10 protein-coding genes are annotated in these 12,175 nt (G+C 60.4%); 3 read left to right on the top strand and 7 right to left on the bottom strand.

Going from position 1 to position 12,175, the window contains the following annotated elements; translation table 11 throughout:
* Positions 1-13: 13 nt before the first annotated feature.
* From LB535_RS11855 to LB535_RS11830, 6 genes are all read right to left on the bottom strand, one after another.
* Complete coding sequence (locus tag LB535_RS11855) at positions 14-871, bottom strand: carbohydrate ABC transporter permease (protein WP_224632288.1); 858 nt, start codon at positions 869-871, stop codon at positions 14-16.
* On the bottom strand, positions 871-1,791 hold the full coding sequence (locus tag LB535_RS11850) for a carbohydrate ABC transporter permease (protein ID WP_224632287.1): 921 nt from the start codon (positions 1,789-1,791) through the stop codon (positions 871-873). The genes LB535_RS11855 and LB535_RS11850 overlap by 1 nt, the downstream gene beginning before the upstream one ends.
* Before the next feature lie 329 nt (positions 1,792-2,120).
* Positions 2,121-3,368: an ABC transporter substrate-binding protein gene (locus LB535_RS11845; RefSeq protein ID WP_095767848.1), complete on the bottom strand. Its 1,248-nt coding sequence runs from the start codon at positions 3,366-3,368 to the stop codon at positions 2,121-2,123.
* A gap of 72 nt (positions 3,369-3,440) precedes the next feature.
* Positions 3,441-4,490 carry a LacI family DNA-binding transcriptional regulator gene (locus LB535_RS11840; RefSeq protein WP_224632286.1) on the bottom strand — a complete coding sequence of 350 codons (1,050 nt, stop codon included), beginning with the start codon at positions 4,488-4,490 and terminating at the stop codon, positions 3,441-3,443.
* A 400-nt stretch (positions 4,491-4,890) separates the two neighbouring features.
* Complete coding sequence (locus LB535_RS11835; RefSeq protein ID WP_224632285.1) at positions 4,891-7,239, bottom strand: DGQHR domain-containing protein; 2,349 nt, start codon at positions 7,237-7,239, stop codon at positions 4,891-4,893.
* 38 nt (positions 7,240-7,277) lie between these two features.
* Positions 7,278-8,069 carry a DNA adenine methylase gene (locus tag LB535_RS11830; protein WP_224632284.1) on the bottom strand — a complete coding sequence of 264 codons (792 nt, stop codon included), beginning with the start codon at positions 8,067-8,069 and terminating at the stop codon, positions 7,278-7,280.
* A gap of 171 nt (positions 8,070-8,240) precedes the next feature.
* On the opposite strand from LB535_RS11830, the gene LB535_RS11825 reads away from it, so the two are divergent.
* From LB535_RS11825 to LB535_RS11815, 3 genes are all read left to right on the top strand, one after another.
* Positions 8,241-8,585, top strand: a complete 345-nt coding sequence (locus LB535_RS11825) for an Hpt domain-containing protein (protein WP_224632283.1) — start codon at positions 8,241-8,243, stop codon at positions 8,583-8,585.
* A gap of 131 nt (positions 8,586-8,716) precedes the next feature.
* Entirely contained in the window at positions 8,717-10,024 is a 1,308-nt protein-coding gene (locus LB535_RS11820; protein ID WP_224632282.1) for an outer membrane protein, read from the top strand.
* A gap of 118 nt (positions 10,025-10,142) precedes the next feature.
* A complete protein-coding gene (locus LB535_RS11815) occupies positions 10,143-10,682 on the top strand; it encodes a dihydrofolate reductase family protein (RefSeq protein ID WP_224632281.1) in 540 nt (179 codons plus the stop codon).
* Positions 10,683-10,873: 191 nt separating this feature from the next.
* On the opposite strand, the gene LB535_RS11810 is transcribed toward LB535_RS11815, so the two are convergent.
* Entirely contained in the window at positions 10,874-12,175 is a 1,302-nt protein-coding gene (locus tag LB535_RS11810) for an HlyD family type I secretion periplasmic adaptor subunit (RefSeq protein WP_224632280.1), read from the bottom strand.

Raw genomic sequence — 12,175 nt, 5'->3', positions numbered from 1 at the left:
CACTCCATTCGAATTACTTGACGGCCCCGGCCATCAGGCCGCGGATGTAGAAGCGCTGCAGCGCCAGGAACAGGATCAGGCAAGGCACCATCATCACCGTGACGCCGGCCTGCACCGCGCCCCAGTCGATGGCGCCGAAGCGGCCGGACTGAAGCGCGGTCATCATCACCGGCAAGGTGAATTTGGACTGGTCGGTCATCAGCACCAGCGCTGCCAGGAACTCGTTCCAGGCGCCGAGGAAGGCGAACAGCGCAATGGTGACGACGCCCGGCCAGACCAGCGGCAGCATCACCTTGACGAGCATGGTGACATTGTTGGCGCCGTCCATGCGCGCGGCCTCCTCGATCTCGCGCGGCACGGCGTCGAAGGCGTTGCGCATCATGAAGATCGAGAACGGCAGCTGCAGCGTGACGTAGACGCAGACCAGGCCCGTCAGCGTGTTGTGCAGGCCGAGCTTCGTCAGCACCAGGAAGATCGGCGTCAGGATCGACTGGAACGGGATCATGATCGTCGACAGGATGAGGATGAAGAAGAAATCCCGCAACGGAAAGCGGAAGCGCGAGAAACCGTAGCCGGCAAGCACGCTGACCAGCACCGAGAGCAGCACCGTCATGACTGAGACATAGATGCTGTTCTGCGCCGAGACCCAGAGCCCGTCGCCGAAGGAGTTCAGCGTCTGATAATTCTCGATCGAGAAGCCGGTGGTCGGCCAGGGCGGCAGCGGCGGCTGGCGCGCCTCCTGCGCCGGCTTGAAGGTCGACAGCACCGTCCAGACGATCGGCGCCAGGAACAGCACCGAGGCGATGACGCCGGTGGAATGCCTGGCGAGGCTGAAGCCGATTTTGCGGTTTTGCGACATCGCCTCGGCCATCAGTCGAGCCCTTCCGGCTTGCGCAGCAGCCAGAGCTGGATAAGGCTGAGCGCCACCAGGATGGCGAGCAGCACCATGGAAAGTGCAGCGCCGTAGCCGAGCTTGAACGAGACGAAGGACTGGTTGAAAATCCAGTAGACCGCCGTCAGCGTCTGGTTGCGCGGGCCACCGCGCAGGATGATGTAGAACTGGTCGAAGGCGAGGATCGAGCCCGCGACCGAGAGGATCAGCGCCAGCGCCAGCGTGCGGCGCATCAGCGGCAAGGTGATCGCCCGGAACCTGGCGAACGGCCCTGCCCCGTCGATGACCGCCGCCTCCTGCAGATCCTGCGGGATCGACTGCAGGCCGGTCATCAGGATGATCATGGTGAAGCCGGCCACCTTCCAGACCACCATGGCGATGATCGACCAGAAGGCCGGCTGGAAGGTGGCGAGAAGATTGACCTTCTTTTCGGTCAGGCCGAGATCATAAGCGGCCGGGCTGAACAGGCCGGAATCGACGTTGAGCAGCCAGGACCAGAGCAGGCTCGCCGAGGCGAAGCCGACCACCGCCGGCATGAAGAAGGCGGTGCGGTAGAGATTGGTCAGCGGACGCGGTTTTTCGATGAAGATCGCCAGCGGGAAGGCGACGGCGAAGATCGCGATGGTGACGATCACCGTGTAGTAGAAGGTGAATTTCAGCGCATTCCAGAAGCGCGTGTCGCGCAGGATCGCGAAATAATTGTCGAGGCCGATGAAGGCATGCTCGCCCATCAGCGGCCAGTTGTGCAGCGACATCCACGCGGTCATGCCGAGCGGAATGACAAAGAAGACGGTGACCAGGGCGACGGCCGGCAGGACATAGAGCAGGCCCACCCATTGCCGGCGGCTGACGCCGATGCGTGAGCGGGCGGGAGCGGAGGTTGCGGTGATGGCGGTCATGGCTGCGCCTCCCCTCCCCCCCTTGTGGGGGAAGGTGGCCGCGAAGCGGCCGGATGAGGGGTGTTCCAGCGGAGTGAGACGTCGGCGTTCCCTGGAACACCCCTCATCCGTCTCGGCGCTGCGCGCCGATCTACCTTCTCCCACAAGGGGAGAAGGGGGAGCGAACCTCGCGGCGCCGCAAATTGGTGAGCGTGCTTTCTCAACCGATAAAACCCTGCCATTCAGCGATACAGTCCCCGGCCGCCCGGCCAGGGAGACGGGGCGGGCGGCCGGTCAGAGCCTTGGCGGCGAAGCGTTGCGCTATCCTCGCCGCCGGCTGGCCCTGGTGTCTACTTGTTCGGCGCCTGGTCGATAATCGACTGCATCGTCTCCTGCGCGTTCTTGATGGCGCCGTCGACATCGTCGCCGAAGAACACCTCGTTGATCATCTGCGTCCACGGCCCGTTGGCGGAGTTGATCAGGTCGTTGAACACCACCGAATAGGGCGTCCTGCCCTTGGCCATCGCCTCGGCCGCCACCTGATAGCGCGGGTCGAGGTCCTTCAGCGCGTCCTTGGCGATGTCGTTTCGCACTGGCAGACTGCCATATTTGGCAAGGATCGTCTGGCCCTCCAGCGAATAGGCGAAGTCCAGGAACTCCTTCACCACGGCGATCTTCTTGGTGCCCTTGGTGACGACGAAATTGTCGCCGCCGGCGAAGGACGACCAGCCGCCATCCTTGCCCGGCAGGAAGGTGATGCCGTAGTCGACGTCCGGATATTGCGTGTTGAGCGCGCCGATGGCGAAGGCGCCGGACGGCGAGATGCCGATCTTGCCGCCGGCGAAGGCGGCGAAGAAGTTGGCGCCGGTGTCGGTCTGCGCGCCCTCGGGCACCAGCCCCTTCTTGACCATCGAGCGATAGAGATCGATCGCCCCGCGCAGCTGCGGGCTGTCGAGCGTCGCCTTCGAGCCGTCCTCGGACAGGATGTCGCCGCCGGAGGCCCAGATCAGCGGCGTGAAGGTGAAGATGTTGCAGCCGCCGCAATTGCCGGAGAAATAGAAGCCCTTGATATCGCCGCCAAGCGCGTTGACCTTTTCGGCATCGGCCTCGATCTCGGCCCAGTTGGTCGGTCCCTTCTCGGGGTCCAGCCCAGCCTGCTTGAACAGCTTCTTGTTCCAGATCAGCACCGAGGCGTCGGCCGAGAACGGCAGGCCGTAGATGCGGTCCTTATAGGTGCCGGTCTTCACATGCGCCGGCGACAGGCTGGCGAAGTAGGGCAAGGATTTCGCCCAATCTGTGATGTCCTCCAATTGGCCGGCGGCGGCGAAGGACGGCGTGTAGATCAGATCGAGCGAGAGCGCGTCGGGCGCGGTGCCGCCGGCGGCGGCGGCGCCATATTTCGGGATGATCTCGGCATTGGGAATGATATCGAGCTTGATCTGGTCCTTGTTCGCCTTGTTGAAGGCGTCGACGATGCGCGGCATGAAGTTCGAGCCGTCGGCGCGCACCCAGATGTTGGCGGTCTCGGCGGACGCCGCCTGCAGGCCGCCGCCGATGACGGCCGCGGCTAAAGCCAGCTTGGCAAACATGGTCTTCATTTTACTCCTCCTCATGGTTCTCCTCCCTGTTTTGGCCACGCCGCCCTTAATCGGGCGCGTGGCCTTGTTGCTTCATTGCGGCGGACTGCCGCATGACTGACGCACCACCAGCCGGCACGGCAGTTTCCTGATGCCCGGCGCGGCCGGGTGGCCGTCGACGAGCGAAAGCAGGGCAAGCCCGGCCTCGCGCCCGAGGCTCGCCAGGTTCATGTCGATGGAAGTCAGCGGCGGGCGCGTCGCCTCGGCCACGATCTCCCAATTGTCGAAGCCGATGATGCCGACATCCTCCGGCACGCGGATGCCGCGCTCGCGCAGCGCGTCGATGACGCCGCGGGCAATCTGGTCGTTGCCGCAGAAGACGGCGTCCGGCCATCCTTCCCTGCCCGCTTTGCCGAACAGTCTTGCCACCGCATCGCGCCCCCAGGCTTCCGACCAGGCGCCGAGCAGCGGTTCGGCTGTGGGCAAGCCGTTCTCCCTCAGGACGTCGCGATAAGCCTCGGCCCGCGTATGCACCACGGCGAAGCTCGCCGGGCCGCTGACATGGGCGATGCGGCGGCGCCCGAGCCGCAAGAACTGCTCGACCGCCAGCCGCGCGCCGCCGGCATCGTCGGAGACGAGGCCGACCGCGCCGGGATCCGGCTGGGTGAAGGCGTAGACGACCGGGATGCGCAGGTTGGAGAGATCGACCGGCAGATGGCGGTCGATGCGTTTTCCAGTGGCGACGATGCCGTCGACGCGCTTGTCGAGCATGGCCTCGACATGCAGCTGGCCGAGCCGCTGATCGTCCTCGACATTGCACAGGAACACCGACACGCCCTTGTCGACCAGCGCATCCGAAACGCCGGCCATCAGCGGCAGCGAGAAGCGGCCATAGGTATCGTTGGTGAGCAGCCCCACGGTGAAGGAGCGTTTTCTGAGCAGGCTCTGCGCCAGGCTGTTCGGCCGGAAGCCGAGCAGCCGCGCCGTCTCGCGGATGCGCTCGCGCGTCTCCGCCGTCATCCGCCCCTGCCCGTTCAGCGCCTTCGACGCCGTGGCGACGCTGACGCCGGCCGCGGCGGCGACCTCGCGCAGCGTGACCGGCGGCTTGGCGGAAACTGGCGCTGGCTCGGCGTCGGCGGACATGGTCGCGGCGAATTCCTTAGCTGGGAAAAGGTTTTCTCTTATCGCCCTGCGCGGCGATGACGGGTGAGGTCAGCGAGCGCGGAGCGGGTTGGGAAAAGGTTTTCTCAGAGGGAGATTAGGGGAAGGGGGCGGGGTTGGCAAGGGGGATGAAGCACGCCAAATCGCCGCCTTAGGCCCAAGGCCGATTGCAGAATTAATCTGCCCGAATGGCGAGCGATGCTGACGTCGCAGATCAAAGAATGACGCCCGCTCGACCGCGGCTGGCCTATTCGGTACATGACGGCCGCAACCGTCAACAGATCGAACAAAATCCTCAGAGTTGATTTGTTCGATTGGCTGACAGAATCAAGGGCATCCTTATTGGAAACCGCTAGAATATAGCTCACTTAAAAAATTACTCCTATTTTAAACCAAGGCTACTATGAATCTTGTGCAACAGCTCAACATCGTTCTTATTCAATCCCTTTTCTTTTGTTCCTTCATGCGCCCAATTGTTCCGCAGGGTATTAAAGAGAGATAGCCATCTTACCTTGTCAGACTTGCTGTTGAACTCGTGACCAACGTCTATCGAGAAGTGCTGCTCGAACGATTCTGCATTTTTTTGACCTTCCGGCTTTTTTGTCCAGTACTTCTCGATTATTGCCTTATAGTCCTTGATAAAGAACTGATCCGTCCAAGGGATCTCCTGACGCCCTAAGCCTTCCTTGTAATTTTTCTCCATCTGCTCCTTCGCGCGCGTCTCGCATTCACGCTGAATCGCCCCGATCTCGATATCCCAATTCTCGCCGAACAGCGCCTTTAGCTGCGCAATTATGAAATGCTTCATATGTCGTTCGATCTGGGTGCCGAGTTCTCTTCCCTCATTCTGGAGAGCCTTGTCTTGGCGCTCCTTCCAGTCCTGGAGTTCAGGTGGATTGTAGTCACTAAACTTGCCATGGATGTACCCTTGGAAAAACCTCAACCAAGTGGTTTCCGCGCCACTGCCCAATTTCCCCGCCAGAATCTCCGCGTCTTCCTGCGTCATCGACTGCAATGCCTTGAAAAGTACAAGAAGGTACCTGCCGATGGCTTGCATCCGCTGATCCGTGCTCGACTTTATTGAAATCGATCCTTGGCCGGCCTCGAATGCGTGGAGATCGCCAACAAGTGATATGAACGCAAAGCTGCCTCTGTTCGAAAGGACATAATTAGTGAGCGCCTCCTGATCCTTCCCAAAGGACGCTTCCGCTAGTTCGTAGCAGGCGTTGATGAGGTTGACCGCACGGTCTCGTGCTTTCTTCATCTCGTCGCCATGCTCTACATTTGCAGTGTCATATAATGACGAAGCAGTGGTTCCTTCGACGAACTTGTTGCCCTTAGCTTCTGGCAATAGCTTACACTTGAGCAAGGCGTCCGCGAACGGCTTTGCCTGCAGCACAGCCCGATCCTCACCGAGAGAAATCTTGTTGTAAAGCGGACCGGAAGGGTCACCACCTAATGCCCGGATGACAGACGAGCGAAGCGCCTTCAGCCGGGAGTCCAGACGACTAGCATTCCAGTAAAGATCTTCCTCCAAGGTGATCCTGAGGGTTGGGCTTACAGCCTTCTGATTTTCGTTGATCTGCATGAAAAGTTCGAGTTGATCGCCTGGATCAAGATTCTTGAAGGCGACTACCGGGATGGTGTTGCTCGCCTTGAACTTTGAGTTTGCATATCCATAGATCCGGTGCTGGCCGTCAATGATGTAGGCGATCGCGAACGCGTTCGGGATTTTCAACACTCCTGTCCGGGATGCTGAATCCTTCGATCGCGATTGCCCCTGGAATTCGAGCCTCGCTTCGCGCTCGTTAAAGTTCAGAATGGCCGAATTGGGGAAGTATCCTCCGCCATCGATGAACTTGGTGATTCCCTTGAGCCGCGACGGCAGAAGAAGGCGTTGGTATGTCGGCATCTCGGCCTCATTCGCCCGGGTTCGATGGAGAACGAACCCAATCTTCAAGAGCGTTTGTGGCTCCAGCGAAAACATGTAATACGTCTTGTCGCCCATTGTGCCTTCGATGGCCGGGACCTCGATCTTTGCCTTGTTGATGGCCTGGCCCTTCATGATCAGTCCCATGAACTGATAATGAGCGGCATCCCGGTACGATTTCAGGAGGCTATCGACATACTCGAACGTGTTGTCATTGTAGTAAAATCCGCCGGATTCAACGAGCCTCTGAATATCGGCGGAATCTCGACTCAGCCGAAGATTTCTCGTCGCGAATATGTACTTCACCCGGCGACCCGGGCCGAATGTCTGATCGATTGCCTTCCGGTATCCATCAAGACGTAATCGAAGCGCCTCAAATTCGGTCTTGTATGAGGGCGGCTTCGCCGAAACTTCGCTGGATTTGCACTCGACGAGCAACACGGTGTCGTCGTCGATCGCGACGACGTCGATTTGCTTCTTGTCCGACGGCTCCTGCCCGAAGGGCAGGCAGAACTTCTCGTCGATATTGAGTGTGCGATAACCCAGACGATAAAGCTGGCACCAAAGATCGTCCTCGAACTTAACATTATGGCTCTTCAGCTTGCGGAGCCGCGTCTTGGTTTTGAGAGGAGTGCCATATTCCTCCCAACCCTCCTCAAGCAAACCTTCGACCAAGCCATGGTCGACATTGCGAGAATGGAACTTGGAAGATTTCGCTACATAGATTTTGCCGAGCAGCGACTTGTCGCTGCTGATTTTGTTACGAAGCGCAGCCGCTTCGGCAGGATCGATAAACGACAAGGCACCCCCCAAAAAATTTCTACGCAGGTCTACAGGAATCAGAAGACGTACAGCGCCTCGGTAGTTCCGCGCCTCGAATTCACGGCGCCCGATATAACCGACGGACGCGAAACCACTGTCGGCACACCAAGCTTGCCGTAAAGCTCGTGAATGCTTTCGTGATCCGCGTTTGTCAGGACGACCCTAGCACCACGCCGCTTGGCGCCCCTAATGGCCTCCATTAGCCTTTTCTGATCGTCCCAAGTAAAGATCTTCTGATTATACTTGATGAAGCCATTGCAATTATGAGCCGTGGTATAGGGAGGATCAAGGAAGACCAGATCGCCTTCCACCGCTTCGGCAACTACTGCTTCAAAGTCGCCAACCCGAAGATCAGCGCGAGACAGGATCTCGCTCGCCTTCTCGAAATCATCATCGAAAAGCATAACCTGGGTCTTTGTCCCCAAGGGAACGTTGAACTGCCCTTTGAGATTCTCGCGGTAGAGGCCGTTGAAGCAGGTTCGATTCAGATAGAGAAATTGCGCCGCGCGGAGATGCGGGCTCGAGTGCTGCCGACTTCGCTCCTCATAATAGAACTCTTTCGAGTGCCTCTCCTGAAATTCGGCCAGGCTCGATTGTACCAAGCGCCAGTCGTCGCGAATGGATCGGTAGGTGGCGATCAACCGTTCATTGACGTCAGATAAAATCGCGTCTGGTGGTGCGAGATGAAAGAAAATCGCGCCACCGCCCATGAATGGTTCGATATATCGTCCGGAGAATTCGGGAAGGCCGAAACGGGGATCGTTCAGAAGCCATCTCTTGCCGCCTGCCCACTTTATGAATGGCTTCAAACCGGTTTTCTCCCCTCGATGATCTAAATACCTTCTAACGTCTTTAGCGGCCAGAATCTGCGTATGGCAACCGGTGGATTAGACAATATGAATCTTTAGCGGCAATTGCGTCCCACAGTCAGAACGGCATCTTTGCAGATGTGCAGGTGATCGAATGACTCTGATGGCGGCTTGCAGCATCTGCGATTCGGCTTCTGGACGGCAACAACGAGGCGCAGAGCTGCCAATGGGCTCGAGGACAGCGTAACGGGGCCACATTCCACCACACACCGCTTTCTGCTTGAATACCCCGTTGCCACCCGGGAGCGCCACTCATCCCCACCGATCCCCTTCGTCCCGTTGCGCCAACATTTCCTCGCTTGCTGCGCCGATCAGCTCGCGGAGCTGAAGGCCATTGCGCTTCAGGCCACTCCCCTGCCCGGCAACGATCCCCTGATCCGATTCACCCATTCGCTGGCCGACGCGGCGGGCACGTTCGGCTTTGCGGGGATCAGCGCGCGGGCCCGTCCCGGCTGACCATTTTGGGAGCATCGCCTGCTTGTACCTGTCGTTACGGCAGTTTGGCCATGAGTGTGGTAATTCTGCCACCACAAATTCCCGCAACCCCTGCTAGAACCTCGTCGGGTTTTAACTTGGGGTTATGGGCTATGCTTCTTCGTATTTCTGCGAAATCCGTTTTGTTGGGCGCCGTTTCGGCCGTCGCTTTGATGTCGGCCGCGCAGGCCGCCGACGTGGTCCAGGAGCAGGCGGCTCCGGGCTTCAACTGGAGCGGCGTCTATGTCGGCTTCGGCCTCGGCGCCGGCGCCAATGTGCACAAGCTCAGCAGCGATTTTGTGCCTGTTTCGCTGAACGGCATCGGTGGCGAAGGCGTCTATGGCCAGGTGACTGCCGGCTATGATTACATGGTCTCGCAGCGCTTCCTGCTCGGCGGCCTGATCGACGCGCATGTCGGCACGATCAAGACTTCGCTCGATGCCGGCGGCCTCAATGCCGATATCAAGGAAACTTATGGCTTCGATGTTGGCGTTCGCGCTGGCTACCTGTTGACGCCGACCACGCTGGGCTATGTCCTGGGCGGCTATGCCTGGCAGAAGTACAAGCTCGACACCAATGCCGGCTTCGGTTTCGATTGGGACCAGGGCGGCTACTTTGTCGGCGCCGGTGTCGAAACGGCGATCAACAGCAACTGGACGCTGAAGGGCGAGTATCGTTACACCCGCTTCAGCACCAACGACAGCCTGCTCTCGAATGCAGGCCTGCCGGTGCCGGACGGCACGCTCAACCTCGACACCTCGCGCCATACGTTCGAGGTCGCCGCCAGCTATCGCTTCAACGCCAATGACGGCGGCGGCGCCAGCTTCGAGACGCCTTCCTACAACTGGACCGGCTTCTATGTCGGCGGTGGGCTCGGCGCCGGCGCGGTCGTGCACCAGATCGAGATTCCGCCGCTCGCCGGCGCCAAGTTCAATGGCCTCGGCGGCGAAGGCGTGTTCGGCGAGGCCAGCATCGGCTACGATCAGGACATGGGCAGCTGGGTGGTCGGCGGCCTCGTCGACGCGCGTCTCTCCGGTATCAAGTCGAAGCTTGAGCTGGGCGGGTTCCTGGGTGTCGACTCGATCAACCTCAATACCGATTATGGTTTCGACGTGCTCGGCCGCATCGGCATGAAGGTCAACGAGGCGACGCTGGCCTACGCCCTCGCTGGCTACAGCTGGCAGCACTTCAAGCTCGATGCTCCGGCACCGCTCGACGCCGATTGGGGCTCCAGTGGCTTCTCGGTCGGCGCGGGCCTGGAAACTGCCCTGTCGGACAAGATGACCGTCGGCATCGAATACCGTTACTCGCAATTCGAGAAGGAAGACTTCTCGGATGCATTGCCGATCCCGAGCGGTCTCGCGATGGCGACGCCGTCCTTCCACACCGTTCGGATCGACGCCAAGTACAAGTTCAACTAAGCCAAGGCCTCCAGCCAAAGCGAAAGCCCGCCGGTCATTCCGGCGGGCTTTTTTATTTTGTCGGGAACGCGCCGGCGTGGCCGTCCTATGGTGCGAGACCTAACCAACAGAGGATGCCATGAGAAAGCTCATCGTCACCGAATTCATCAGCATCGACGGCGTCGCCGAGCACGAGAGGCTGCCGAACGTCGCCTGGACCGACGAGATGCAGGCATTCAAGGAGGATGAGCTTGCCGACAGCGGCGCCATGCTTCTCGGACGCGTGACCTACGAAATCTTTGCCGGCCACTGGCCTGCCGAAAAAGGCGACTTCGCCGACCGCTTCAACGCACTGCCGAAATATGTCGCCTCGACGACCTTGAAAGCGGTCGATTGGCATCCGGCCGAATTGCTCGAAGGCCCCCTTACCGATGCGGTCACCCGGCTGAAGCAACGAAGCGGCGGCAACATCTATGTGCATGGCAGCGTGAATCTCGCCCGGCAACTGCTCGGCGTTGGCCTTGTCGATACCCTCAGACTGCTCGTTTATCCGGCAGCCGCAGGCCAGGGCGAACGGCTTTTTCCTTCGGACAAACCGACAGCGCTCGAGCTTGTCTCGGCCGTGCCGTTCAGCAATGGCGTGGTGGCGATGGAATACAGGGCGGTCGCGAAAGCTTAGACTAGATCAGGATGACGTTTCGTTGAATCGCCATCCTGATCTAACTCTTTGTTGGAGCATGATCTTCTCCGAAAACCGGTTCCCACTTTTCGGGATCATGCTCCAGAGGAGCGGTTTTCCGTCCGGAATTGCGTCAAAACAAAGAGATAGGCGTTTCGCCGTTTCGTGAAACGGTGAAACGTATTGGTGGCCTACTGTCTAAATGCCCGGCTGATCTGATCCTGCAGCGGCTTGACCAGATAAGACATCACCGAGCGATCCTCGGTCCTGATGAAGGATTCCACCGGCATGCCGGGAACCAGCTTGACCTCGCCGAGCCGCGCGACCTCGGCGGCGGTCGTGGTAATGCGCACCGTGTAATAGCTGACGCCCGTGCGCTGGTCGGTGGTGATGTCGGGCGAGGTTCGCTCGACGACGCCGTCGATCTGCGGCGTGGTGCGCTGGTTGAAGGCCGAAAAGCGCAGCGAAGCGGGTTGGCCGACCCACAGCTGGTCGATGTCGCTCGGCGCGATCTTGGCTTCCACCGCAAGGCTGTCATTGTCGGGCACGACCTGCATGATCGTCTCGCCCGGCTTCACCACGCCGCCGATCGTATAGGCGATCGACTGCTGCACGACGCCGTCCTGCGGCGCGCGGATGTCGACCCGCTTCAACTGGTCCTCGGCGGCGACCTTGCGCTCCAGAAGCTCGCCCATCTGGCCGTCGACATCGCGCAGGTCCTTGTTCACTTCGGTGCTGAGGTCGAGATCGATCTGGATGATCTGCAGCTTGATCTCGGCGATCCGTCCCTGCGCCTGAGCCTGGGCCGCAATCAGCTGGCCGCGCTCGCCGTCGAGGCGCGTGGCCTCTCGCTCGGTCTGGGTCAGCCGGTCGATGGAGATGAGCTTCTTGGCCCAGAGCGTACGCACCGAGGCAAGCTCCTTCTGCACCAGCTCTATCTCCTTGCTCTTGGCCTCAGCCTGCGCCGTGTCGCCGGCGATCTCCTTCTCGAGTTGCGCGATGCGCTCCTCAAGCTGGCTCTTCTGGCCGGCGCGGGACGTGCGCCGTGTCTCGAAATGCTGCTTCTCGCCGGCCACCGCCTCGGCGACGTCAGGATCGGCAATGCGGTCCAAAAGCTCGTTCGGAAAGATGATGGCGTCGCTGCCGCGGCGCTCCGAATCGAGGCGCGCCTTGCGCGCGGCGAGCTGGTCGAGCGCCTTGCTCACCACGCCAAGGTTGGCTGCCGGCACAGTGCGGTCGAGACGGACCAGAAGATCTCCCGCTTTCACGTGGTCGCCGTCCCGGGCGTCGATCTCCGCAACGATGCCGCCGGTGGAATGCTGCACGTCCTTGACGTGGGAATCGACGACGAGGGCGCCGGGGGCGATGACCGCGCCGGCGATCTCGGTGACCGATGCCCAGCCACCGACGCCGCCCGCAAGCAGGAGCACCACGCCGACGCCAAGCCGCGTGTAGAAGCGAATGGCTAAATGCGAGGCGCCTGATGCAGCCAT

It is taken from the genome of Mesorhizobium sp. CA10 (genome assembly GCF_020165285.1).
Taxonomy (GTDB): Bacteria; Pseudomonadota; Alphaproteobacteria; order Rhizobiales; family Rhizobiaceae; genus Mesorhizobium.
This window is presented reverse-complemented; position numbering and strand designations above follow the sequence as displayed.

Bases quoted from the DNA above. Each gene is read 5' to 3' on its own strand.
- LB535_RS11855 (WP_224632288.1), bottom strand. From the start codon at position 871: ATGGCCGAGGCGATGTCGCAAAACCGCAAAATCGGCTTCAGCCTCGCC.
- LB535_RS11850 (WP_224632287.1), bottom strand. From the start codon at position 1,791: ATGACCGCCATCACCGCAACCTCCGCTCCCGCCCGCTCACGCATCGGC.
- LB535_RS11845 (WP_095767848.1), bottom strand. From the start codon at position 3,368: ATGAAGACCATGTTTGCCAAGCTGGCTTTAGCCGCGGCCGTCATCGGC.
- LB535_RS11840 (WP_224632286.1), bottom strand. From the start codon at position 4,490: ATGTCCGCCGACGCCGAGCCAGCGCCAGTTTCCGCCAAGCCGCCGGTC.
- LB535_RS11820 (WP_224632282.1), top strand. From the start codon at position 8,717: ATGCTTCTTCGTATTTCTGCGAAATCCGTTTTGTTGGGCGCCGTTTCG.
- LB535_RS11815 (WP_224632281.1), top strand. From the start codon at position 10,143: ATGAGAAAGCTCATCGTCACCGAATTCATCAGCATCGACGGCGTCGCC.
- LB535_RS11810 (WP_224632280.1), bottom strand. From the start codon at position 12,175: ATGGCTGCATCAGGCGCCTCGCATTTAGCCATTCGCTTCTACACGCGG.